General features: G+C 69.7%; 24 protein-coding genes. 17 read left to right on the top strand and 7 right to left on the bottom strand.

Features of this window, described 5'->3' with window-relative positions; genetic code table 11:
- The 3 genes from C5B96_RS14845 to C5B96_RS14830 all read left to right on the top strand — a co-directional run.
- A partial coding sequence (locus C5B96_RS14845; protein WP_199176672.1) for a septum formation family protein occupies positions 1 to 564 on the top strand: 564 nt, incomplete at its 5' end.
- A gap of 53 nt (positions 565 to 617) precedes the next feature.
- Positions 618 to 2,600 carry a DUF2207 domain-containing protein gene (locus tag C5B96_RS14835; RefSeq protein WP_158507199.1) on the top strand — a complete coding sequence of 661 codons (1,983 nt, stop codon included), beginning with the start codon at positions 618 to 620 and terminating at the stop codon, positions 2,598 to 2,600.
- A 105-nt stretch (positions 2,601 to 2,705) separates the two neighbouring features.
- Entirely contained in the window at positions 2,706 to 3,440 is a 735-nt protein-coding gene (locus C5B96_RS14830) for a hypothetical protein (RefSeq protein WP_104246132.1), read from the top strand.
- Between the two features lie 8 nt (positions 3,441 to 3,448).
- Here C5B96_RS14830 and C5B96_RS14825 read toward each other — a convergent pair whose 3' ends face one another.
- From C5B96_RS14825 to C5B96_RS14815, 3 genes are all read right to left on the bottom strand, one after another.
- Positions 3,449 to 4,249, bottom strand: coding sequence for an HAD-IIA family hydrolase (locus C5B96_RS14825; RefSeq protein WP_104246131.1), 801 nt, complete (start codon positions 4,247 to 4,249; stop codon positions 3,449 to 3,451).
- Positions 4,250 to 4,367: 118 nt separating this feature from the next.
- Positions 4,368 to 5,243 (bottom strand): neutral zinc metallopeptidase, encoded by an 876-nt coding sequence (locus C5B96_RS14820; RefSeq protein WP_104246130.1) that lies wholly within the window; start codon positions 5,241 to 5,243, stop codon positions 4,368 to 4,370.
- 53 nt (positions 5,244 to 5,296) lie between these two features.
- Complete coding sequence (locus C5B96_RS14815; protein WP_146078205.1) at positions 5,297 to 5,545, bottom strand: hypothetical protein; 249 nt, start codon at positions 5,543 to 5,545, stop codon at positions 5,297 to 5,299.
- A 177-nt stretch (positions 5,546 to 5,722) separates the two neighbouring features.
- Between C5B96_RS14815 and C5B96_RS14810 the strand changes: the two genes are divergently transcribed.
- On the top strand, positions 5,723 to 6,403 hold the full coding sequence (locus C5B96_RS14810; protein ID WP_104246128.1) for a metal-dependent transcriptional regulator: 681 nt from the start codon (positions 5,723 to 5,725) through the stop codon (positions 6,401 to 6,403).
- Complete coding sequence (locus tag C5B96_RS14805) at positions 6,390 to 6,935, top strand: hypothetical protein (protein WP_104246127.1); 546 nt, start codon at positions 6,390 to 6,392, stop codon at positions 6,933 to 6,935. Before C5B96_RS14810 ends, C5B96_RS14805 begins: the two co-directional genes overlap by 14 nt.
- Positions 6,936 to 7,002: 67 nt before the next feature.
- On the opposite strand, the gene C5B96_RS14800 is transcribed toward C5B96_RS14805, so the two are convergent.
- Both C5B96_RS14800 and C5B96_RS14795 read right to left on the bottom strand, forming a co-directional pair.
- Positions 7,003 to 7,332: a DUF3800 domain-containing protein gene (locus C5B96_RS14800; protein WP_255414742.1), complete on the bottom strand. Its 330-nt coding sequence runs from the start codon at positions 7,330 to 7,332 to the stop codon at positions 7,003 to 7,005.
- A gap of 301 nt (positions 7,333 to 7,633) precedes the next feature.
- Complete coding sequence (locus tag C5B96_RS14795; protein WP_104246125.1) at positions 7,634 to 9,049, bottom strand: Nramp family divalent metal transporter; 1,416 nt, start codon at positions 9,047 to 9,049, stop codon at positions 7,634 to 7,636.
- An 81-nt stretch (positions 9,050 to 9,130) separates the two neighbouring features.
- Between C5B96_RS14795 and C5B96_RS14790 the strand changes: the two genes are divergently transcribed.
- Positions 9,131 to 9,769 (top strand): TrmH family RNA methyltransferase, encoded by a 639-nt coding sequence (locus tag C5B96_RS14790; RefSeq protein ID WP_104246124.1) that lies wholly within the window; start codon positions 9,131 to 9,133, stop codon positions 9,767 to 9,769.
- 84 nt (positions 9,770 to 9,853) lie between these two features.
- Here the strand turns inward: C5B96_RS14790 and C5B96_RS14785 are convergent, their stop codons facing one another.
- A complete protein-coding gene (locus C5B96_RS14785; RefSeq protein WP_233189227.1) occupies positions 9,854 to 11,116 on the bottom strand; it encodes an MFS transporter in 1,263 nt (420 codons plus the stop codon).
- 23 nt (positions 11,117 to 11,139) lie between these two features.
- Here C5B96_RS14785 and C5B96_RS14780 point away from each other — a divergent pair, with 23 nt between their 5' ends.
- The 4 genes from C5B96_RS14780 (at position 11,140) to C5B96_RS14765 (ending at position 13,768) form a co-directional block, all read left to right on the top strand.
- The gene (locus C5B96_RS14780; protein WP_104246123.1) at positions 11,140 to 11,478 is read left to right on the top strand and encodes a multidrug efflux SMR transporter; all 339 of its coding nucleotides are present in this window, start codon (positions 11,140 to 11,142) and stop codon (positions 11,476 to 11,478) included.
- A gap of 253 nt (positions 11,479 to 11,731) precedes the next feature.
- Positions 11,732 to 12,274: an NADPH-dependent FMN reductase gene (locus C5B96_RS14775; protein ID WP_104246122.1), complete on the top strand. Its 543-nt coding sequence runs from the start codon at positions 11,732 to 11,734 to the stop codon at positions 12,272 to 12,274.
- A 34-nt stretch (positions 12,275 to 12,308) separates the two neighbouring features.
- Positions 12,309 to 12,845, top strand: a complete 537-nt coding sequence (locus C5B96_RS14770) for a flavin reductase family protein (RefSeq protein WP_104246121.1) — start codon at positions 12,309 to 12,311, stop codon at positions 12,843 to 12,845.
- An 89-nt stretch (positions 12,846 to 12,934) separates the two neighbouring features.
- A complete protein-coding gene (locus C5B96_RS14765) occupies positions 12,935 to 13,768 on the top strand; it encodes a hypothetical protein (protein WP_104246120.1) in 834 nt (277 codons plus the stop codon).
- 80 nt (positions 13,769 to 13,848) lie between these two features.
- On the opposite strand, the gene C5B96_RS14760 is transcribed toward C5B96_RS14765, so the two are convergent.
- The gene (locus tag C5B96_RS14760; RefSeq protein ID WP_104246119.1) at positions 13,849 to 14,700 is read right to left on the bottom strand and encodes a DUF4190 domain-containing protein; all 852 of its coding nucleotides are present in this window, start codon (positions 14,698 to 14,700) and stop codon (positions 13,849 to 13,851) included.
- 139 nt (positions 14,701 to 14,839) lie between these two features.
- On the opposite strand from C5B96_RS14760, the gene C5B96_RS14755 reads away from it, so the two are divergent.
- Genes C5B96_RS14755 through C5B96_RS14725 form a run of 7 tightly spaced genes read left to right on the top strand, consistent with a single transcriptional unit; the run spans position 14,840 to position 22,375 of the window.
- Positions 14,840 to 15,667 (top strand): ABC transporter ATP-binding protein, encoded by an 828-nt coding sequence (locus C5B96_RS14755; protein ID WP_104246118.1) that lies wholly within the window; start codon positions 14,840 to 14,842, stop codon positions 15,665 to 15,667.
- Positions 15,664 to 16,572, top strand: a complete 909-nt coding sequence (locus tag C5B96_RS14750) for an ABC transporter permease (RefSeq protein ID WP_104246117.1) — start codon at positions 15,664 to 15,666, stop codon at positions 16,570 to 16,572. The genes C5B96_RS14755 and C5B96_RS14750 overlap by 4 nt, the downstream gene beginning before the upstream one ends.
- 30 nt (positions 16,573 to 16,602) lie before the next feature.
- Positions 16,603 to 17,709, top strand: coding sequence for an ABC transporter substrate-binding protein (locus C5B96_RS14745; RefSeq protein ID WP_104246116.1), 1,107 nt, complete (start codon positions 16,603 to 16,605; stop codon positions 17,707 to 17,709).
- Between the two features lie 34 nt (positions 17,710 to 17,743).
- Complete coding sequence (locus C5B96_RS14740) at positions 17,744 to 18,835, top strand: LLM class flavin-dependent oxidoreductase (protein WP_104246115.1); 1,092 nt, start codon at positions 17,744 to 17,746, stop codon at positions 18,833 to 18,835.
- On the top strand, positions 18,832 to 19,548 hold the full coding sequence (locus tag C5B96_RS14735; RefSeq protein WP_233189226.1) for a cysteine hydrolase family protein: 717 nt from the start codon (positions 18,832 to 18,834) through the stop codon (positions 19,546 to 19,548). Before C5B96_RS14740 ends, C5B96_RS14735 begins: the two co-directional genes overlap by 4 nt.
- Positions 19,549 to 19,550: 2 nt before the next feature.
- A complete protein-coding gene (locus C5B96_RS14730; RefSeq protein WP_104246136.1) occupies positions 19,551 to 20,876 on the top strand; it encodes an NtaA/DmoA family FMN-dependent monooxygenase in 1,326 nt (441 codons plus the stop codon).
- Positions 20,873 to 22,375 (top strand): MFS transporter, encoded by a 1,503-nt coding sequence (locus tag C5B96_RS14725; RefSeq protein WP_146078203.1) that lies wholly within the window; start codon positions 20,873 to 20,875, stop codon positions 22,373 to 22,375. The genes C5B96_RS14730 and C5B96_RS14725 overlap by 4 nt, the downstream gene beginning before the upstream one ends.
- Positions 22,376 to 22,419 lie beyond the last annotated feature (44 nt).

Here is a 22,419-nt window from a genome sequence, read left to right as displayed (position 1 = left end):
GCCGTGGGGGCGGCGGGGGTGCTGGTGCTGGCAGGGCTGTTTCTCGTCGGAACACGGTTGCCCGGCATCCTGAACCCGCCCACGGAAGCGTCCGCGCCGGCCGCGACGAGCGCGAGCGCGAGCGCGACGCCGACAGCGACGCCGACCCCCGTGCCCACGTCGACGGCCGGGCCGCAGCTCGCCGGCACCTTCGAGTGGAACCAACTGCGAGGCGGCGAGTGCATTTCGCCGTACGTTTCGGTCTGGCAGCAGCGGTTCACCGTGGTGGACTGCGCCTCCCCGCACGCCGCGCAGGTCATGAGCGCCGGCAGCCTCGCCTCCGACGCTGCCGAGCCGTACCCCGGGCAGTCCGCGATCGCCGAAGACCTCAACCTGCTGTGCCAGCGACCCGAGAACTTCGATTCGGCGATTCTCGGCGCCTATCCGGATGTCATCTGGCAGGCGAGCTACCCCGTCACCGACGCACAGTGGCAGGCCGGGCAGCGCAACTACTACTGCTTCGTCAGCCGGTCGAGCTCGCAGCCGCTGGTGGGCAGCTTTGCCCCGCCCGCGTTCACCGGGTAGGTTCGGAGGGTGAGCGTCGAACGCGACAGATGCTCAGAAAGTGGGGCTGCGGCGTGAACATCCGACAGGCGTTCCGAGGCGGGATGCGGCACCGGATGCTCGGGGGGCTGCTGCTCGCGGGGCTGACCGGCGCGTTCGCGCTGGGCGGTGCGGCGGCTGTGGCAGAGGCAGCGCCGGGCGCGGCGACGGTGGCGTCGGCAGCGGTGGCGCACGCAGCGTCAGCGTCGGCAGCGGAGGCGCAGGCGGCCCCCGCGAAGGAGGCGCCCGCGACATCCACCCCCCTCGGCGGAGTGCGCGCGGCAGACGACGACAACCTCGACGACTTCACGTTCAACAGCTTCAACGGTGACTACACGATCGATCGTGACGCCGACGGCCACTCGACCCTCACGACTGTCGAGACGTTCGACGCCCAGTTCCCCGATTTCGATCGCAACCGCGGGTTCATCAGGGCGATCCCCGAGAAGTACCACGGGCATCCGACCGACCTGACGCTCGTCTCGGTGACCGACGGCAGCGGGCAGACAAGGCCGTACTCGACCGATTCCGACGACGGGCTGCTTCTCGTCACTCTCGCCGGTGACGACTACGTGCGCGGGCAGCAGACCTACGTGCTGACGTTCACGCAGCAGTACGTCACCGACTACTTCGCCGATACGAACGACGACGAGTTCTACTGGGACACGATCGGCACCCAGACCAAGCAGCCCACCACCGCGGCAACCGCGTCCGTGCACGTGGCGGCAGACCTCGCCGCGAGCCTGAACGGGTCGACCGCCTGCTACATCGGCGCGGAGGGTTCCACGAACACCTGTGACCTTCGCGCGAGCACCGGCGCCGACGGCAGCACGACGTTCGAGACCGGTCCGCACCGGCTGGCGGCACTCGACAACGTGTCGGTCGTCGTGGGGTTCGCGCCCGGTACCTTCACCCCCCGCAACGACTCCTTCTGGGCTTCGCCGGCAGCGATCGCGTCACTCGTGCTGACGGTCATCGCGGTTCTTCTCGCCGTTCTGGCGATCGTGAACCGCCTCACGCGGCTGCGGGATGCTCCCGGCCGGCCCACGATCATCGCGGAATACACGCCGCCCAGGGGAGTGAACCTGCTGCTCGCCTCGGTGATCACGAGGCATCCCCAGCGCGGGCCCGCGGCGGCATTCGTCGACCTCGCCGTGCGGCGCAACATCCAGATCGTCGAACAACCGGCCGAGGGGCGGGGCTCGCCTTCGTACTGGCTGCGTTTCGTCACGGCGGCGGGCCTCGATGAGACCGAGCTCGCCCTTGCGAAGCAGCTCTTCGGTGAGCCCCTGGTGTCGGGGGCGTGGAAGCAGCTCGAGAAGCGCGACACCACGCTCGCCACCGGGATCAGCGGGCTGATGACCTCCGCGCGCAAGGCGACGGCGACCGAGGGATATGTGCGGAGCGGCGCCACCGCCGTGAGCTGGCTGTGCGTCGTGCTCGTCATTCTCGCTGCGGTCGCGGCGTTCATCACGGGCGGCGCGGCCGTCGGTGGCGCCTACGGGGGTGGATGGCCGTACCTGCTGTTCGGGTTGTCGGCGCTCTCGGTCGTGGTCACGTTCTTCGCTGGTTTTCGCAACCCGCTGACGGCGAAGGGAGCCGAGCTGCGCGACTACATCGAGGGGCTGAAACTCTACATCCGGCTGGCGGAGAAGGATCGGTTCGAGATGCTGCAGAGCCCCGAGGGGGCCCAGAAGACGCAGGTGAGCGCGCCCGACCGGGGCCAGGTGGTGCGCATCTACGAGAAGCTGCTGCCGTACGCGGTGCTGCTCGACCTCGAGAAGGAGTGGTCGGAGGTTCTCGGCACCTACTACGAGAACCTCGGCACCCAGCCGGACTGGTACGGCGGCAACGTCGGGGCGTTCAACGCCGCCTACTTCGCGTCGAGCATCGGGTCGCTGTCGAGTTCGGTGGGTTCGTCGTTGGCGTCGAGTACGTCGAGCAGTTCGTCGGGTGGATCGGGCGGCGGCGGTTTCTCGGGTGGCGGCGGCGGGGGCGGCGGCACTTCGGGCGTCTGAGGTTTCGGAGGTTCGCTGAGTCCAGAGTTTCGCTCACTTTCATCTTGTGGCGGGTGGTGGTGTCTTCTATGCTGAGGATATATCACTACAGCTCAGGGGGAAACCATGAATCTTCGCATCACTCGTTCTCTGGTCGGCGGCATGGCCGCATTGCTGGTCATCGTCGGGACGGCTGGTGGAGCGGCTGGGGGTGTCTCGGCCGCGGAGCTCGGTGCCGACCCAGTCGTGGCCGACGCGGCCGTAGCCGACGCAGCCGTAGCCGATGCGGGCGACCCGACTGCTGCACCCGCCGTTGCTGCCGCCGTGGTCAGCGGGCCGACGCCGACCATCTCCGGCACGGCTCGGGTGGGCGTTCCGCTCACGGCAGTGGCCGGGGACTGGGCGCCGGCGCCGGTCGCCCTGTCGTTCCAGTGGAGCCGTGCAGGCGCCGCCATCCCAGGTGCGACCGCCTCGACCTACCGCCCGGTGAGCGCGGATGCCGGGCTCCGGTTGACGGTCAATGTGACCGGCGCGAAGCAGGGCCTGACCTCGGTCACCAAGACCAGTGCGCCGACCGGCAACGTCGGGCGGGGAACCATCACGGCCGTCACGCCGGTGATCGTCGGCAGCAACATCCTCGGCCGCACTCTCTCCGTCACCACCGGAACCTGGACCCCGGCACCCGTCACCTTCTCGTACCACTGGAAGCGCGACGGCGTCTTCATCGCCGGTGCGACCGGTCCGACGTACGCCGTCACGGTCGCTGACATCGGCACGCACGTGACCGTGACGGTCGACGGCAACCGGCCCGGCTACCTCGTGGCGGTGCGCACCAGTCTCCCGGCGAAAGCAGGCAAGTGACCCAGCTGTTAGACGGCGTCGGATTCCACAGGCTCGGCTGAGAGCAGCTCGTAGACCCCCTTGAGGATCTCGTCGGGCCGGAACGGGTAGCGGGCGATCTCGGCCTGGTCGCTGATGCCGGTCAGCACGAGGATCGTGTGCAGCCCGGCTTCGATTCCGGCGACCACGTCGGTGTCCATCCGGTCGCCGATCATCCCGGTGTTCTCCGAATGGGCACCGATCTTGTTGAGTGCCGAACGGAACATCATCGGGTTCGGCTTGCCGACGACGTACGGCTCCTTGCCGCAGGCCTTCGTGATGAGCGCCGCGACCGCGCCCGTCGCGGGAAGCGGGCCCTCGGCGCTCGGCCCGGTGGCGTCGGGGTTGGTCACGATGAACCGTGCGCCCGCCTGAATGAGTCGGATCGCCCGCGTGATCGCCTCGAACGAGTAGTTACGGGTCTCCCCGACGACCACATAGTCGGGGTTCGTGTCGGTGAGGATGAAGCCCGCCTCGTGCAGGGCGGTCGTGATGCCGGCCTCGCCGATGACGAACGCCGAGCCCCCGGGTTGCTGTGACTTCAGGAACGCCGCCGTGGCCAGAGCAGATGTCCAGATGGCCTCTTCGGGGACCGTGAGCCCCGACGCGAGAAGGCGTGCGCTCAGGTCGCGCGGCGTGAACATCGAGTTGTTCGTCAGAACGAGATAGGGCTTCCCCTCGTCACGCCACTGCTGCAGAAGCTCGGCGGCCCCGGGCAGGGCCTGGTTCTCGTGGACGAGCACGCCGTCCATATCGGTCAGCCAGCATTCGATTTCGTCGCGACGGGACATGGTGCTCCTTCGGGGGATTCGCGTCTAGGCTACTGCGCCTCGCCGGGCACGCGCCTGACCGGTCGCCGCACAGCCCGCCTCACAGCCGCACAGCCTGCCTCACCGCCGCCGAGCCTTCCTACAGTGCGCTCGCCGAGAACGTGTCGCAGTTGCCGGCCCCGCCCCGGAACCCGTTCGTGAACCACCGCTGCCGCTCCTCGCTCGACCCGTGCGTCCAGCTCTCGGGGTTGACGGTTCCCGTGCCCTGCTGCTGGATGCGGTCGTCGCCGATCGCCGAGGCGGCATTCAGGGCGTCGGCGATCTGCGCTTCGGTGATCGGTTGGATGAACGTGGTGCCGTTCGCGTCTTCGGTCTGCGATGCCGCTGCGGCCCAGGCGCCCGCGTAGCAGTCGGCCTGCAACTCGGTGCGCACCGAGTCCGAGGTCGGCCCCGTGTCGCCGCGGTCCGTCGTGGCGAAGGTGCCGGCCACCTGCTGGATGTGGTGGCCCCACTCGTGTGCGACCACGTACATCTCGCTGAGGGTTCCGCCGGTCGCACCGAAACGGGTGCGCAGCTCGTCGAAGAACGAGGTGTCGACGTAGATCTTCTCGTCGGAGGGGCAGTAGAAGGGGCCGGTGGCGCTGGATGCCTGCCCGCAGCCGGTTCCGACGCCGCCGTCGAACAGGATGAATTTCGCTGGCGAGTGATACTCGACGCCGAGAGCGGGCGCCTCGGTTGCCCAGTAGTCGTCGAGCGAGTTGGATGCCCCCACCATCAGACAGTCGACGCGCGCGTTAGCGTCGGCCCCGGTCTGGCAGTCGAGTGCCTCCTCCGACGAGGAGCTCGATCCCTCGGATCCGCCGCCCGCCAGCCCGGTCAGGTCGACCCCGAGCACCTGGGAGATCAGCAGCAATCCGATCACGACGACCGCGCTGCCGCCGCCGACGGCGATTCCCGTCTTACCGCGCTTCGAGACGCGGCTGGTGTCGAGCTTGGAGTTATCGTTGAAGGTCATGCCTCTGAAAATACTTCAGCTGGGCATCCTGCCGCACACCCCTTGCGCCCGCGTCAGCCGATCTTCGGTCGCCCGACCTCGATGGTCACGACGGCGAAGACCGTGCTCGGGGAGACCAGCAGCAGTTCGACGCCCTGGCTGTGCAGCAGCGGAATGAGCTCCGTCTCGCCCCGCTCGACGGTGGCGAGCGCTTTCGATCGGAAGATTTCGGCCATCTCCGCCGTGGCGAAGTACTGGTTGCCGCTGTGATGCACGGTGCGGGTGTAACCCTCCACGCTCACAACTGTCTGGGAAGGGGTCACGGCGGGAGTCAGATCCGCCTTTCGGTCACCATCATCGGTTCCGAGTTTCACTGTCTGAGCCACGCATGAAGTTTACTTTCGCTAACGATGTGAGCGCCGGGAGTTGATTTCCCAGCCGACCTGTGCGTCTCACGCTCCGCCCCGGGTGCGCGGAGGCGCTGCCGGTAGAATCGGCGGATGGCCGCCCCCCAGCTGACGAACGCCGCGCAGGACTATCTGAAGGTCATCTGGGCCGCCTCGGAATGGGCGCCGGAACCGGTGACGGTCAAGCAGCTCGCCGAACGCACGGGTGTGAGTGCAGCGACGGTGTCCGATGGCATCCGTAAGCTCGCCGGCCTCGGCATGATCGCTCACGAACCGTACGGCAGCATCGAACTGACCGAGGCCGGCCGCTCGGTCGCAATCGGGATGGTGCGGCGGCATCGCCTCGTCGAGACCTTCCTCGTCGAGATGCTCGGCTATTCGTGGGACGAGGTTCACGACGAGGCCGAAGTGCTCGAGCATGCGGTCTCGGACACCCTGATCGACCGCATCGACCGGCAGCTCGGCTACCCGGCGCGAGATCCGCACGGCGACCCGATCCCCACGGCCGACGGGAAGCCGAGGCGAACCGACGCGGTGCGTCTGAGCGACGCTGAGCCCGGGCATCCACTGTTCGTCTCGCGCATCTCCGACGCCGACCCCGCCCTGTTGCGGTACGTCGCCGAGAAGGGTGTGGTTCTGGATGTTCGGCTCACCGTCGACGAGCACCGCACCTTCGCGGGCGACGTCGCGGTGCGGCTCGGCGAGCAGGGCGACGCTGTCGAACTCGGGCAGCGCGCGTCGGATGCGGTCTGGGTGACACGTGCCGGCGCCTGACGGGGCCGGCGGCGGCCGCGACGTTGCGGAGTTCCACGAGGAGTTGGGCGGGCCGCGATGGGTGCGCATCGCCGGTGTCGTAGTGCTGGCGGCCGCCGTGCTGCTGACGGGGGATGCCGTCGTCGTCGAGCCGCAGAACTACCGCGGGGCGGGTCTGATCGCCGCGATCGTCGCCGTCGTCGTGCTGGTGCTGCTCGGCATCCTGTTGCTGGTGGTGCGCACGACGACCACGGTGACGCGCTCGCAACTGACCATCGCGCTCGCCCCGGTCTGGCGGCGGAGCATGCCGCGCTCGGCCGTCACGGCAGCTCGCGTGGTCGACGTCACGGTGCGCGAGTTCGGCGGTGTCGGCTACCGCGCCCTCCCTGCCGGTCGGCGCGGCCTGCTGCTGTCGTCGGGCCCGGCCGTGGAGTTCCGTGTCGTCGAGCCCGCTGCCCCCTCTGCCTCGTCGGCCGGCGCCGCGCCCGGCCGCGTCTACACCGTGCGAACCGACCGCCCCGCCGACCTCCTCGCGGCCCTCCGCCGCCCCTGAGCATTGCTCGCAACTTCACTCCAATCGTGCTACAGTTGCAGAGCGGACCCGCCCCACGTACGTGGGATCAGCGGGTCTTGCCTTTTTCTGCCGACAAGCCTTTGAGGTCGATCATCGCGCCTCCGCTCGTCGCGAAGTGATCGTCGAACCAGCTCCACGCGAACCGGTTCCCGTCGTGTCGGTTCAGGTGCATGAACGCGCTGTAGGCGACGAGGTCGGCCATCTGTACGAACTGCGAGCCTCGCGAGTCATGGAAGACGGGGTCTTCGACGACGTGGCGCCCCGACAGGTCGAGTGCTCGATGGGCGGCGAGATATGACCTGTCGGTGCCGTTGCCGTCCATGTTCACGAAAGTGAACTGGTCGGCCGTGGCCGCTGAGTGGTTCCAGAGTTCCAGGAGCCTCTCGTAGGCTCGGCCCCGTTCCGCAGAGTATTCGGGCCCTCGGGCGTCCGTTCGCCAGTACGCGGCGCGCGCCGTCTCCGTAGATGACGAGCCCCGACTGCACGGAGCCCGAGTCGTCGACGTACAGCAGCAGGGGGGAGGGGGAGGCGCGGGAGGAAGCGTAGGAACTCATGCCGCCACTCAACCTTCTCACCACGCGACGCGGGCCCACCGGGCGCAATTTGTGCGCAGACCCCGCGAGCGCTGGTTGGGGAGGAGAAGTGCGGCGCCGCCGACGGGGTGGCGCGAGAGGGCGTCAGCCCGCGCCGGTGAGGGTCAGCGTGATGAGCGCCACGTTCAGGATCACGATCAGCGCGGCGACCGCCCAGCAGAGCAGGCGGAGGGGCAGGCGGTCGGCGAACGGGCCCATCAGCGCGCGGTCGCCGGTGAGGCGGAAGAGCGGCACCAGCGCGAACGGGATGCCGAGGCTCAGGAAGACCTGCGACAGCACCAGCGCCCAGGTCGGGTTCACGCCGACCGCGAGAATGATGAGCGCCGGGATCATCGTGATCACGCGGCGCAGCAGCAGCGGGATGCGGATGTGCAGCAGCCCCGACATGATCGTCGCGCCGGCGTAGGAGCCGACCGAGGTCGAGGCGAGGCCCGAGGCGAGCAGCCCGATCGCGAAGATGACGCCGATCACGGGGCCGAGCGCAGCCGTGATCGCGGCGTGCGCCCCGGCGATCGTGTCGGTGCCGTCGACCCCGCCCAGGTTGGCCGCGGCGATCAGCAGCATCGAGATGTTCACGGCGCCGGCGAGCAGGAGGGCCACGACGACATCCCACCGGGTGGCGAGCAGCAGGCGCCGGATGCCCGCGACGTGGCCGGGCGTCGGCACGAACGCGGTGCGGGCAATCCCGTCGCGGGTGGGCGCGGTGCTGGTGAACAGGCCGCGGAGACCCCGGGCGAACGTGCCGCCCCCGTCAGGAACGGGGAGGCTGGCAGTCGCGGAGGTGACAGGCGCCCCCCGGTGTTCCGCGAGCGCTGCCCCGTGCCGGTCGCGCGCCAACGACGAGTGCAGGTAGATCGCGTGCGGCATCACCGTGGCCCCGAGCATCCCGGCCGCCAGCAGCACCGTCTCGCCGCCGTCGAACTGCGGCACGAGCCCGCCCGCGATGCCGCCGAGACTGACCGGACTGACCACGAGGCCGGCGAGGAACCCGACCGCGATCACGGCCAGCAACGTCACGATCACCGTCTCGAACGGCCGCTGCCCGCGTCGCGACTGCACGCTCAGAATGATCATCGAGATGACCCCGACGATCACCCCGCCGAGCAGCAGCGGCAGGCCGAACAGCAGTTGCAGGGCGATCGCGCCGCCGATGACCTCCGCGAGGTCGGTCGCCGCCGCCACGAGCTCGGCCTGCACCCAGAACGCGCGACGCGAACGGGTTCGCAGGCGCTCGCCGAGCAGCTCCGGCAGGCTGCGGCCGGTCACGAGCCCCAGCTTCGCCGATTGGTACTGGATGATCATGGCCATGCCGTTGGCGACGACCAGCACCCACACCAGCAGGTAGCCGTATCGCGCTCCGGCGGTGAGGTTCGCGGCCACGTTGCCCGGGTCGACGTAGGCGATCGCCGCGACGAACGCGGGGCCGAGCAGGAACACGAGGCGCGGGGCTCGCGGGGCGTTCGGGGCGGCGCTGCCCCGTGACGTCTTGGTCGCAGTCATGCCGCCATGTTAGCCCACGGAGGCCGCATTGTTCGATGCGTCTAACAATTGGTCGCCCCCGACCCGCGGTACCGTGGGAGCGTGTCAGACGCAGCCAGCAACCCTTCGCTCGAACTCACCACGAACGGCGTGGGACCGTGGGTCGGCGAGCTTCCGACCGACAGTTTCTACGACCCCGAACTGCTCGAACGGGGCGATTCCCGCAACGTCATCGACCGGTACCGCTACTGGAACATGGCTGCGATCGTGGCCGACCTCGACGAGCATCGCCACCCGTTCCACGTCGCGATCGAGAACTGGCAGCACGACATGAACATCGGGTCGATCGTGCGCAGTGCGAACGCGTTCGGCGCCGACACCGTGCACATCATCGGCCGCAAGCGCTGGAACCGCCGCGGCGCCATGGTCACCGACCGCTACCAGCACATCGTGCACCACGAGACCGTCGCCGACTTCACGGCCTGGGCGACTCAGGATGCGTTGCCGATCGTCGCGATCGACAACGTTCCCGGCAGCGTCATCATCGAGACCTTCGCGTTCCCGGAGCGCTGCGTGCTGCTGTTCGGGCAGGAGGGGCCGGGGCTCTCGCCCGAGGCGGTGGGGTCCGCGCAGTCCGTGGTGGAGATCAGCCAGTTCGGGTCGACCCGGTCGATGAACGCCTCGGCGGCGGCCGCCGTGGCGATGCACGCCTGGGTGCTGCAGCACGTCAGCTTCGGCTGAGCATCCGGAGCCCGACGAGCCGAGCAGTCAAACAAAAGCCAGCCGGCCAGGCAGAAGCCGGGCGGACACGCGCGAGCCGAGCGCTCAGGCGCCAGCCGGGCGCGCAGGGTCGGCGCCGCGCAGCCCGACGACGGCCAGCGCCCCGGCCGCCAGGGCGAGTGCGCCGATCATCGCGGCAGTGGCCGACCATCCGGCCGCGTCGAAGAAGATGCCGCCGAGCCAGCCGAAGAGGCTCGACCCGGCGTAGTAGAAGAGGTTGTAGAGCGACGACGCCTGGGCGCGGCCCACCGTGGCGGCGGCCGAGGTCCACCCCGACGCGATCGAGTGCGCGGCGAAGAACCCGGCTGTGGCGAGCACCAGCCCGCCGAGCACCACGACGACGACCGGGGCGAGAGTGAGGGCGACGCCGGCGACCATGAGGGCGATGGAGCCGAGCAGCACCGGCCGGCGCCCGATGCGCGAGGCGAGAGCACCCGCCTGGGCCGACGACCAGGTGCCGGCGAGGTAGGCGAGGAACACGAGGCTCACGACCGCGGGCGGCAGCCAGAAGGGTGCGGCCGCCAGGCGGAATCCGAGGTAGTTGTAGAGCGCCACGAACCCGCCCATCAGCAGGAACGCCTGCGCATAGAGCACGAGTTGGCGCGGCGAGCGCAGGTTGGCGGCCAGGCGGCGGGGCAGCGACTGGTCGGTTCCGGGCATCCGGAGCGCTCGCGGAATGAACCCGCGGGGTCGCGGGGCCAGCGCGATGAAGATCGCCGCGGAGACGCTGCAGAGCACGGCGACCGAGAAGACGCCGATGCGCCAGGTGGTGAGTTCGGCGACCGGGCCAGCGACGAGGCGGCCAAGCAGGCCGCCGATCGAGGTGCCGGCGACGTAGATGCCCGCGGCCCGGGCGGCATGGCCGGCGATCACCTCCTCGCTGAGGTACGCGATGGCGATCGAGGGCACCCCGCCGATCATGACACCCTCGGCGAACCGGCCGGCGAGCAGCACCTCGAAGCTCGGAGCGAACGGCACGAGCAGGCCGAGCAGGGATGCCGCCACCACCGCGATCGACATGGCCCGCAGGCGCCCGACGCGGTCGGCCACGACCGACCAGGGGATGACGCCGACCGCTAGGCCGATCGTCGACGCCGACACCACCAGGGCGGCGGAGGCTGCGCCGATCCGCAGGTCGTCGGCGATCTCGGGAAGGGCGGCCTGGGGCGAGTAGAGCTGGGCGAACGTCGCCACGCCGGCGAAGAAGAGGGCGGCGAGCAGGCGGCGGTAGGCGGGGCTGCCTTTCTCGTGGCCGCTCCAGGGGGCCGACGGGGCGGTCTTTCCCGCTCGGCTGTCGTCTGTCACCACCCCACCAGCCTAGGCTGGCGCACGTGGGGTACCTCTTTCTTGCTCTGGCGATCGTCTCCGAGGTCGTCGCGACCACCTTCCTGAAGTTCACCTCGGGCGAGGGCGCCACGTTCGCGAGCCGGTGGTGGGCCTACGTCATCGTCGTGGTCGGCTATCTCGCCTCGTTCGTGATGTTGGCTCTGACGCTCTCGCGCGGGGTTCCGCTCGGAATCGCCTATGCCGTGTGGGGTGGTGTCGGCATCGTTCTGGTCACCCTGATCAGCTGGGTGGTGTTCAAGGAGTTCCTGACGCTCGTGCAGCTGATCGGCATCGTGCTGGTGGTGGGCGGGGTGCTGCTGCTCGAGCTCGGTGTGAAGCGCTAGGCGCCCTGTCGTGACGGCCGGGCGAGCCGAAAGAGCCGGGAGAGATTCTGCGGTCGCGCAATACGCCTGAAATAAACGCGCGTGCATAATGAGAATGCAACGTAAGCCGTTGCGGGCCCACCGGGCCACAAAATCTCGGTGGTGTGTGAGACACGTCGGTGTGCGCATGCGTGTGGCTCGCGGTTCATCCCTCGGCTCCGCTTGTGTCTGTCGCGCGTCTCATTTCCTGTCAGCACCAGTCAAATGAGAAAAGATGACGCTCAGAGTCTCCATCATCGTCGGCAACCCGAAACCCCGGTCGCGCACGCTCAAAGTCGCTGAAACCCTCGTGGAGAAGCTGCTTTCGAGCGGGTCGTACGAGGTCGAGACCATCGATCTCGCCGACCACACCGACGAGATCTTCGCGTGGCCGAGCGAGAGAATGGCCGCCCTGAACGCGAGCGTCGCCGCCAGCGACGTAGCCGTGTTCGCGTCGCCGACCTACAAGGCGACGTACACCGGGCTGCTCAAGGCGTTCCTCGACCGCTACCCGGCCAATGGCCTCGCGGGGGTGACAGCGATTCCGGTTCTGACCGGGGCCGACCTGTCGCACTCCATGGGGCCGACCGTGAACCTCGCTCCGCTGCTCGTCGAGCTCGGTGCAACGGTTCCGGGCCGGGGGTTCTACTTCGTCGCCGGGCAGATGGATCATCTCGACGAGATCGTCCAGGCCGCCGCCGACGAGTATGCGGCCAACCTCCGGCGCCTCGCGTCGGTGGCCGGGAGCCTGCGGAGCGACATCCCTTCTCTCCCCTGACCTGTTGACTCACCTCGAAAAAGGAGACAACACCATGGAAGCAACACCGAAGACCGTCACCGGCGATGCGATCGACCCGCGCGCCTTCCGCAACACACTGGGGCACTACGCCTCGGGCATCACCATCATCGGCGGGTTGGAGGGAGATGAGCCGGTCGGCTTCACCTGCCAGTCGTTCTACAGCGTGTCGACCGAGCCCCCGCTGGTGTCGTTCAGCGTGATGGTGAACAGCACCACGTACCCCCGCATCCGCGAGACCGGCAAGTTCAGCGTGAACGTGCTCTCGCACGAGCAGCACGAGATCTCGAACCAGTTCGCGCGGAAGGGCACCGACAAGTGGGCCGGCATCGAGTGGGCGGCGACGGCGAACCACAACCCGGTCATCGCCGACACACTGATGTGGCTCGACTGCGACATCTACGCCGAATACGAGGCGGGCGACCACTACATCGTGATCGGCAGGGTCAACGAGATGAGTTCGGCCGACTGGCACACCCGCCAGCCGCTGCTCTACTTCAAGGGCCAGTACCGTCACCTGCGCGAGCTCGAACCGGTCGCCGCGGCGAGCTGACCGGCGACACCCGCTTCTTCGATTCCCGCGGACACCCGCCCCTCGATTCCAGGGGGCGGGTGTCCGCGGCTTCGTGCTTTGATGAGGGGATGGAGCGGAGCGGCAGCGAACGCGGCGTCTCGCGGGTGATGCTCGCGCAGCTCGTCGCCGGGGTGCGCCGGGCCCTGCCGGGTGCTGAGCAGAGCGGGATGCTCGTGGTCGAACGGTCGCGTTCGCTGGCCGAGCGACTGCGCGGGCGGCGCGGCGCGGTGCTCGGGGTGCAGGTGGTCACGGTCGGCGAGACGATGACGCTGGCGCTTCGGGCCGGCGGAACGTGGGATGCCCGCATCGAGCGGGTCTCGGGCGGTGCGACGATCTCCCGCCGACCGCTGTCGCTGGAGCAGTGGGTGCTGATGTGCGCGGCGCGGGTAGCTGCGGCCTCGGCGGGGGCGGCGGGGGATGCCCGCACGGTCGCCTCTGCGCTGGTGCTGCTCGGCATCCACCCCGCCCCCGCCGAGGTGCGGGTGACAGAGGCGACCCTCGAACCCGACCTGCACGCCCTGCCGGTGCTGCTCGAGGGGCGACTGCCACCGGATGCCCGGGGCGCCGTGGAGCGGATCGCCACCCTGCTGCTCGACACGCTGCCGCGGGTTGCCGGTGCCACCGAGTCGGAGTTCGCGGTGTTGCGAGCGGCGACCTCCTACCTGCCCGACACCCTCGGGGCGTATCTCGCGCTCCCGGAGAAGGAAGCCGGCACCCGGCTCGTCGCCGACGGCAGGACGGCGGGGGAGGTGCTGCTCGCCCAGCTGGCGCTGCTCGAGCGTGCGGTCGCCGACGTTCGTGACGCTGCTGTCGCCCGCGACGCTGCGGCGCTGGAGACGAACGGGCGCTTCCTCGAGTCGCGGTTCGAGGCCGGGCCAGCCGGGCCGCCCGACCCGGGATAGCGCGAGCTGGGCTCATCCGAGCCGGTGCCGCCCGAGCCGGGGCCGCGCGAGCCGCAGCCGCCCGACCCGGGGCCGCCCGCCTAGTTCACCAGCAGCGGCGTCTGCTCCACCACGTGGTCGTACGCATCGACCGCCTCCGCCCGCGTCGAGCACTCGATGTCGATCGACACACCCTGCCCGAGCGCTGCGAAGGCGCGGGCCACCGTGATGTGCGGCACCCCGGCCGCATCCGACCCGGCCAGGCGGCGCGTGTCGACGATCGCGCCCGTCTCGAACTGGTCGAGGCCCAGATAGTCGTTCTGGGCGTAGCTCGAGACGTCGTCGATGTCGCTCTTCGTGAGCGCGGCGAGGTAGCTGTCGGTCGTGTCGAGGTCGTCGCCCTCCGAGACCTGCACCTCTGCCGCCAGCGGTCCCTCGTGGAAGGTCGTCGTGCAGTAGCCGTCTGTGGAGGAGTAGACCCACGTGCCGCCCGCCCGGGGCGTGGTCTGCTTCCACGCGTCGTCGCCCAGCAGCCCGTCGCTGATGTGCGGCACGATTCCCGCATCGAGGTGCTGCCCCTCGTCGAACGTGATGTCGCCCTGTGCAGGCAGGGGGTCGACGCCGGGTGCGCTCGGCGCCGGCGCGGCGGTCGCGCGGGGCCCCGTCGGCGGCGAGGTGAAGACGTTGCGGTGAGACACGAAGGCTCCGGATGCCGCGGCCACCGTGACGGCGACGATCGCAGCGATCGAGACGAGGGCGCCGAAGGCGATCCCGACATACCCGATGATCACGCCGGCCAGCGCCAGCTCCCGCCCGTTCTCGCCGGTGCGTCTCACCTGCGCGAGCGCGATGTGACCGGTGACGACCGCGACGATCGAGATGACGAAGGAACTGGCCAACGAGACGATGGCGAGCACATTCGTACGGGAAGTGGACCGAATCGGGTTGCTCATGGCCAAAAGATACACGCCCGAAACATCTCGGGTGTTCAGTAGGGGGGAGCGGCCCCGTCGAGATCTGCAGCAGGGAGGGTGACGGGTCGCAGACACGTTTTAATGGATTGCAGGCCGCACCACACTGCCGGAGGCTCCCATGACCGCTTCACCCGACCAGATCGTCGTCAGAGACGCGCTCAAAACCTACGGCACCGGCGCCGCAGAGGTCACCGCGCTCGCGCACGTCGACCTCACCGTCGACCGCGGCCAGTTCGTCAGCATCATCGGCCCTTCGGGCTGCGGAAAGTCGACGCTGCTGCGCCTGGTCGCCGGCCTCGAGACGGCCGACTCCGGCGACGTCACGGTCTTCGGCGCCGACCCCGACCAGGCCTGCGCGGCGAAGATGATCGGTTTCGTGCCCCAGGTTCCCGCTCTTCTGCCCTGGCTCTCGGTCGAGGGCAACGTCACGCTCCCCTCGAAGGTGAACAGGCGGGCGGATGCTCTGCGGCGCACGCTCCCCGGCCACGTTCACCGCGAGCCGGCCGACCCCCGGGCACTGCTGACGAAGATCGGTCTCGGCGACTCTCTCGCCCGGCTCCCGCACCAGCTCTCGGGCGGAATGCAGCAGCGCGTCGCCATCGCCCGCGCCTTCGCCATCCAGGCCGACGTGCTGCTGATGGACGAACCCTTCTCTGCCCTCGACGAGTTCACCCGTGAGGCGATCCAGGTGCAACTGCTCGAACTCTGGGAGCAGATGCGCACCACCGTCGTGTTCGTCACGCACTCGGTCAGCGAGGCGGTCGTGCTGAGCGACAAGGTGGTGGTGATGTCGGCGCGGCCCGGTCGCATCGATGCGGTGATCGACATCGACCTGCCGCGGCCCCGTCGGCAGGGGCTGCTCGAGAGCGCGGCGGTGCACGACTACGAAGACCTGATCCGCGGCAGGCTGCAGACGGCCTGGGCAGCAGGGCCGGCGACCCGATGACCGATACGACCGACACCGACCAGACCGGCGCCGCCCCGACCGGCGCCACCCCGACCGGCGCCGCTGTGGCCGACACCGCTCTCGCCACCGCGGCGACGGCGGCCGCGGCATCCGTTCGCCGTCGACAGCCGAGCCGTTCGCTGCTGCGACCGACCATCTGGCTGCCGGCCGTGGGCGCCCTCATCGTGGCCGGGGTGCTCTGGGAGATCGTCGCGATCAACAACACGTACCTGCTGCCGCGACTCGGCATGATCGGCCAGGCCATCGTCACGCAGCCCTCGTTCTACCTCGAGAACGCGGGGGTCACCCTCTCGGAGGCGCTCGTCGGGCTCGTGATCGGGTTCGTCGCCGCCGTTCTGGTGGCGGTGCTCGTGACGGAGTCGGGCATCCTCCGCCGCGCGATCATGCCGCTCGCGGTGGTGCTCAACGTGACCCCTGTGGTCGCCATCGCCCCCGCGCTCGTGGTGGCGTTCGGGTTCGGCCCCGCGCCGAAGCTCATCGTGACGGCCCTGATCACCTTCTTTCCGATCCTCATGAACGTGATCACGGGGCTGAACTCCGTGTCGCCGCCCATTCTGCAGGTGTTCGCCACCCTGCGGGCCTCCCGCTTCGAGGTGCTCACCAGGCTCCGGCTGCCGTCGAGCCTGACGTTCGTGTTCGCCGCGCTGAAGGTGGTGTTCCCGCTGTCGATCGTGGGCGCGGTCGTGGCCGAGTTCTCGGCGCCCGGCGCCGCCAAAGGCCTCGGAACCGTGATCAGTGTGGCGTCATCCAATTCCCGGCTCGCCGTGGTCTACGCGGCGATTCTCTGCCTCGCGATCATGGGCTCCGTGCTGCTCTTTCTCGTGACACTGCTGGAGAAGCGCGTTCTGCGCTGGCACGAGTCGCAGCGGCTGCTGCGCGGCTGATCCGCCCACCCACCCCTACAGGAGTCAGATATGCCTACCCGACGTACCTCCCGCCTCATGACCCTCGCGGCGGTCGCTGCCGCTGCTGCTCTCTCGCTCGCCGGATGCTCGGGATCGGGTACCTCGACCTCGACTCCCGCCGCGTCTGCAGCCAGCGCCATCTCTGCCGACCGCTGCGCGACGAACAAGGCCGCGGGGAAGATCACCTACGTCACCGGTTTCCAGTACCAGGCGTCGGCGTCGATCCTCGACATTCTGGCGGCGAAGCAGCTCGGCTACTTCGATGCTCTCTGCCTCGATGTGGAGATCCAGCCGGGCAGCGGCGACACGGCCGGCAACGCGCAGCTCGTCGCGGCCGGAACCGCGACCGTGACCGACCTCGGCGGTGACTCCGACCTGCTGCTCGCCCAGGCGAACGGGGTCGACGTGACCGCGATCGCGACCTACGGCCAGGTGCCGATCGTGACGCTGATGACCGGCACCGAGGTCACCGACCTCAAGCAGCTCGACGGCACGACCCTCGGGCAGAAGGGCCAGATCCCGCCCGAGATCGAGGCCATGCTCGTGAAGAACGGCGTCGACATGTCGAGCATCGACTCGGTGACGGTCGGCTACGACCCGACCATCCTGCCGCGCGGGCAGGTGAAGTCGCTCACCGGGTACAAGTCGAATGAGCCGCTGACGCTGAAGGCGGCCGGCGACGCGATCACGGAGTGGAACCCGGAGGACTACGGAATTCCGGGAACCTTCGGCACCGTGATTGCGAACCCGGCGTTCGCGACCGCGAACAGAACGGCCACGGAGGACTTTCTGCGGGCGGCCTTCCACGCGTACACCTACTGCGAGTCGAACGCCGAGGAGTGCGTCGGGTACGCGGCCGAGCTCGCGGGCGGTGGCGCGTCGTACGACGTCGACCACAACGTTCAGGTCTGGCAGACCGAGACCGGCCTCGTGAAGGACTCGCAGCCGGACGGTACTCCGCTCGGCTCGCTGAACCCCGACCTGATGGCGAAGGAGATCGCCTTCCTCATCGACAGCAAGCAGCTGACCACGGCGCCAGACGTTTCGGCCTTCGTCGACCCGTCGTACGTCTCGGCGATCTACAGCGGCACCGACCTCATCTGGCCGGCACCGTGACCCCCGGGCATCCGCAACCGAAGGAGCACCAGGCGTGACAGAGCGCGAGTACGGCATCTTCCTGCCGATCGGTAACGGGGGGTGGGTGATGTCGACCACAGCGCCCCACCCCGAGGCCACCTACGACTACAACCGTAAGGCGGCCGTTCTCGCAGAGGAGGCCGGCTTCGACTTCATCATGTCGATGGCGAAGTGGCGCGGCTACGGAGGCAGCACCGATCACTGGGGCCAGACGCTGGAATCGATCACGCTGATGGCGGCGCTCGCCGAGGCGACGACCCGGGTGAAGATCTGGGCAACCGTGCACACGAACCTGATCCACCCGGCGGTGGCCGCGAAGATGTTCACCACGCTCGACCAGATCAGCAACGGCCGGTCGGGCATCAATATCGTCGTCGGGGCATATGCCCGGGAGTTCTCGCAGATGGGCATGTGGCGAGACGACTTCGACCACGACACCCGCTACCGGTACACCGAGGAGTGGGTCGAGGTGCTCGAACGGCTCTGGAGCGAGGATTCGGTGACGCACCACGGCGAGTTCTTCACGCTCGACGACGCGCAGTCGAGGCCGCACCCGGCCGTGCACCCGACGCTCATCAGCGCCGGCCGGTCGCCGCGCGGCCTCGACTTTCAGTCGCGCTACGTCGACGGGTCGTTCCTGACGGCGGCAGACATGCCGGGGCTGCTCGAGAACAGTCTCGAAGTGAAGGAGCTCGCCGCGTCGCACGGTCGGCAGATCAAGACCTACTCGATGCTCACGGTCGTGATGGAGGAGACGGATGCCCGTGCCGAAGCCCGCTTTCGCGAATACGGTCGCGGGGTCGACACCGAGGGCATCGTGAACATGAAGCTCTCCTGGGGGCTGCCGCTCGAGAAGGCGATGTCGATGAGCGCCGACCGGCCGGAGTACGAGGCGTTCCAGACGGCCGTCGTGATGGGGTCACCCGAGACGGTTCACGAGCAGATCGATGAGCTGATGGAGGCGTCCGGCATCGACGGGCTGATGATCGTGTTCCCGGACTACCACGCCGATCTGCCGCCGTTCGGCGAGCTCGTGATGCCGAAGCTGCAGGCTGGTGCTGGTGCTGGTGCTGGTGCTGGTGCTGGTGCTGAGGTGGCGCCGTGAGCGTCGACGAGCTTGCCGCGGCCGCGGGCGCCGGCTCCACTGCAGCAATGCGTGAGCGGCAGTTCGCCGCCCTCACCACGCCCGGCTCGACCGGGGCGCTGCTCGTCGTCGACGTGCAGCGCTCGTTCGCCGACCCCGACTACCTGCCCTGGGTCGACTCCGGCCACCTGCCGGTGATCGCCTCGACGGTGGGCGCCGTGGCGGGCCTCGTCGACGATGCGCGGGCCGCCGGCGTCCCCGTGGTCTGGATCCAGCTCGGCCAGACCGCCGATCGCCCGTGGAAGTCGTCGCTCTGGCTCCGCGACGTGCCGGCCGATGCGCCCTGGCCCACCGCCGACGAGCCCTGCGTTCTCGGCACGCCCGGAGCCGAGTGGTACGGGATGTCGCCCGCCGACGGTGAACTCGTCGTGACCAAGCGCGGCTACAGCGGCTTCTTCGGCACCACGCTCGAGGCGCAGCTGACCGGGCTCGGCATCGACTGGGTGACGGTCGTCGGGCTGACGATCGACTGCTGCGTCGATGCGACGGCACGCGATGCGTTCCAGGCGGGGTGGCCGGTGCTGGTGCCCTCCGATGCGACGGCCGCCTACGACGCCGACCTGCAGGCGAGTTCGCTGGCGAACGTCGCGCTGAACAGCGGTGTCGTGGTGACGGCGGCCGAGGTCGTGTCGCTCTGGGCGCGCGCCGCCGCGGCATCCGGAGCCGCCCTGTGACGATGCACCTGGCGTTCGATCTCTCGTTCACCCACACCGAGGGCAAGTGGGCGAGCCCCGGCTCGTGGGTCGGCAGTACATATCCCGATGTGCGCATGTTTCAGGAGATCGCCGTTCTCGCGGAGCGCGGCGGAATCGACATGCTGTTCTTCGGTGACGGCACGAGTATTCCTGACACGTGGCAGGGTTCGATGGACGCCGCCGTGAAGTGGGGCATCCAGTGGCCGCGCCAGGACATGAGCCCGTACATCGCGGCGATGGCCCAGGTGACGTCGCACGTGGGGTTCGGGCTGACATATTCCTCGACGTTCATGCATCCCTACTACGTCGCGCGGTTGCTCAACTCGCTCGACCACGTCACCGGCGGGCGCATCGCGTTCAACGTCGTCGGATCGACGCGGGTCTCCGACGCCGCGAACTACGGCTTCGACGCCCTGCCCCCGCACGGCGACCGCTACGACCGCATGGAGGAGTTCATGGCGGTCTGCAACGCACTCTGGGACTCGGTCGACGCCTCGGCGATCGTCGCCGACCGGTCGACCGGCGTCTTCGGCGACCCGTCGGGCGTTCACCGCATCGACCACCGCGGGCCGCACTTCGCCGTGCAGGGTCCGCTCAACTCGGTGCCGAGCCCGCAGGGGCGGCCCGTCGTCGTGCAGGCCGGGTCGTCGCCGCGGGGCATCGCGGCCTCTGCGCAGTTCGCCGACGTGATCTTCGGGGTGGGCGGGCATCCCGCCTGGCAGCAGCGTCACCGTGCGGCTCTGGATGTCGCGCTCACCGCCGCGGGTCGCTCACCCGCCGACGTGGGCATCCTCTGGGCGGTGCAGGTGATTCTCGGGCGCACGGCCGACGAAGCGGCCGCCCGCAAGCAGGCCATGCTCGACGTCTGGAGCCACGACGCGGTCGGCGCCTACCTCTCGTACAACAGCGGGTTCGACTTCTCGACCCTGCCCTCGGCGTTCGCGCTGGCCGATGTGGCGGAGCAGATCCGTCTCGCCGAAGGCACCCAGGCCGGGTTCGTGCAACTCGTGATGGACGAGGTGGGCCCGGATGCGCGCCTGACCCGCGACGAGTTCTTCGAGCGCGGCTGGCGGTACGCGACCGGCTACGACCAGACCTATGCGGGCACCGCCGAGCAGGTGGCGGATGCCCTCGAAGAGAACTTCGAGGCGACCGGATCGCGCGGTGGATACATGATCGCCAACCCGTTGTCGACGCCGTCGTCGCTGGCCGACGTGGTGGAGCTGCTGGCGCCCGAGCTGCGCCGCCGCGGAGCGGTCGGGCCGGCGTACCCGGGCCGCACGCTGCGCGAGAACCTGCGCGCGTGACGCCGGCTGCGCCGCCGCCCGCTGCCGCTCCGCCGCCCGCCGCTCCGCCGCCGCCCGCGCCGGTCGGCGGCGCCGGAGGTCACGCTGGGGGCGCTGTGGGTGCGGGGAGCGTGCCGTGGGAGCAGGTCGTGCTCGTGTGCGCCCTCGTGGGCACCTCGCAGATGACGTGGGGCGCGCTCGTCCCCGCGCTACCGCAGTATGCGCTGCAGTTCGGGGCGACAGCGGTCATTCTGGGGCTGATCGTCTCGGCGTTCGGGCTCGGCCGCCTGCTGGTCAACGTTCCCGCCGGCCTGCTGCTGCAGCGGGTTCCGGCGCGCGGGCTCCTGCTCGGCGTGACGGGTGCGCTCGCGGCGCTGACCCTCGTGACCGGGTTCATCGACAACGTGGTGCTTCTCGTCGCCGCGCGGTTCGTCGCCGGGTTGCTCGGCGGTTCCGCGGTGACCGTCGGGCTGGCGGTGCTCACCCAGCGCACCACCCCCGCGAACCGCGGCTCCATCCTGTCGACCGTGCAGGCGGTGCAGCTGGCGGGAGCCGCCGTGGGCCCCGTGCTCGGCGGCGTCGTGCTGACCTTCGGGACCCTCCCGTTCGTCTTCGTGGTCGCCGCGATTCCGCTGGTGCTGGTCATCGTCTGGGCGCTCCTCCGCCCGAATCCCGCCTTCTGGTCATCGGAGTTCGTGCGCGACGCTCCAGCCGCGGCATCCGGAGCCGGCGAGGCCGCCCGCAGCGACCGCAGCGACCGCGGTGCGGGCACCGAGGCTGGCGCGGTGGTGAGGGTCGCGAAGGGCGCGGCCGACGCGCGGGGTGCCGGTGAGGCGCGGGATGCGGGCCAGGCGGGCGTTGCGGGCGAGGCGCGGGATGCTGTCGAGGCGCGCGATGCTGTCGAGGCGCGGGACCCCGGCGACGCGCGGGCGCGCCGCCGGGTGCTCGTCGGGGTCTGCGTGCTCGCGTTCGGCATCTTCTTCGTGCGGTTCGGAGGCGACCAGTCGCTCATTCCCCTTCTGGCATATGACCGGGGCGGCCTCACTCCGCTCACTCTCGGGCTCGCCTACGGACTCACCACCGTCATCTCGCTCGCGCTGCTTCCGTGGGTCGGGCGGCGCCTGAACGCCGGGCGCCGACTCGGGCTGCTGATTGTTCCGACCCTGCTGGCCGCGGCCGCGATCTGCGTGTACCCGTTCGCCCAGACGCCGTGGTTCTTCGGCGCGCTCATCGTCGCGACCGGGGTGCTCTCGGGGGTCGGCAGCCTCGTGCCGGGAGTGATCCTGGCCGACGTGACGCCGAGGTCGCGCGTCGGCGGGGCGGTCGGCGTCTTCCGCACCGTCGGCGATGCCGGGGCCGTCGTCGGGCCCCTCGCTCTCGGCGCCGTGTTCGACGCGCTCGGCGTGACGTGGGCGGTCGCCCTGCTCGCGGCGGTCAGCGTGGCGGCCCTCCTCTCGTTCCTCGCCCTCGCCCGCCCCCGCCGCCCCCGCCGCCCCCTCCGCACTGCCCCCGCCCCCTGACCCCGCCCACCTGACCCCGGGCCCCGCCCCGCCCACCTGACGCC

The organism is Subtercola sp. Z020, from assembly GCF_002931235.1.
Lineage (GTDB): Bacteria > Actinomycetota > Actinomycetes > Actinomycetales > Microbacteriaceae > Subtercola.
Note: the sequence above shows the minus strand (reverse complement) of the source record. Positions and strands in the feature narration are given on the sequence as shown.

What these genes read in the sequence shown, in the direction of transcription:
- C5B96_RS14810 (WP_104246128.1), top strand. Translation starts at nt 5,723, where the DNA reads ATGGCCGCCCCCCAGCTGACGAACGCCGCGCAGGACTATCTGAAGGTC.
- C5B96_RS14775 (WP_104246122.1), top strand. Translation starts at nt 11,732, where the DNA reads ATGACGCTCAGAGTCTCCATCATCGTCGGCAACCCGAAACCCCGGTCG.
- C5B96_RS14765 (WP_104246120.1), top strand. Translation starts at nt 12,935, where the DNA reads ATGGAGCGGAGCGGCAGCGAACGCGGCGTCTCGCGGGTGATGCTCGCG.
- C5B96_RS14820 (WP_104246130.1), bottom strand. Translation starts at nt 5,243, where the DNA reads ATGACCTTCAACGATAACTCCAAGCTCGACACCAGCCGCGTCTCGAAG.
- C5B96_RS14755 (WP_104246118.1), top strand. Translation starts at nt 14,840, where the DNA reads ATGACCGCTTCACCCGACCAGATCGTCGTCAGAGACGCGCTCAAAACC.
- C5B96_RS14760 (WP_104246119.1), bottom strand. Translation starts at nt 14,700, where the DNA reads ATGAGCAACCCGATTCGGTCCACTTCCCGTACGAATGTGCTCGCCATC.
- C5B96_RS14730 (WP_104246136.1), top strand. Translation starts at nt 19,551, where the DNA reads ATGCACCTGGCGTTCGATCTCTCGTTCACCCACACCGAGGGCAAGTGG.
- C5B96_RS14830 (WP_104246132.1), top strand. Translation starts at nt 2,706, where the DNA reads ATGAATCTTCGCATCACTCGTTCTCTGGTCGGCGGCATGGCCGCATTG.
- C5B96_RS14750 (WP_104246117.1), top strand. Translation starts at nt 15,664, where the DNA reads ATGACCGATACGACCGACACCGACCAGACCGGCGCCGCCCCGACCGGC.
- C5B96_RS14795 (WP_104246125.1), bottom strand. Translation starts at nt 9,049, where the DNA reads ATGACTGCGACCAAGACGTCACGGGGCAGCGCCGCCCCGAACGCCCCG.
- C5B96_RS14745 (WP_104246116.1), top strand. Translation starts at nt 16,603, where the DNA reads ATGCCTACCCGACGTACCTCCCGCCTCATGACCCTCGCGGCGGTCGCT.
- C5B96_RS14825 (WP_104246131.1), bottom strand. Translation starts at nt 4,249, where the DNA reads ATGTCCCGTCGCGACGAAATCGAATGCTGGCTGACCGATATGGACGGC.
- C5B96_RS14770 (WP_104246121.1), top strand. Translation starts at nt 12,309, where the DNA reads ATGGAAGCAACACCGAAGACCGTCACCGGCGATGCGATCGACCCGCGC.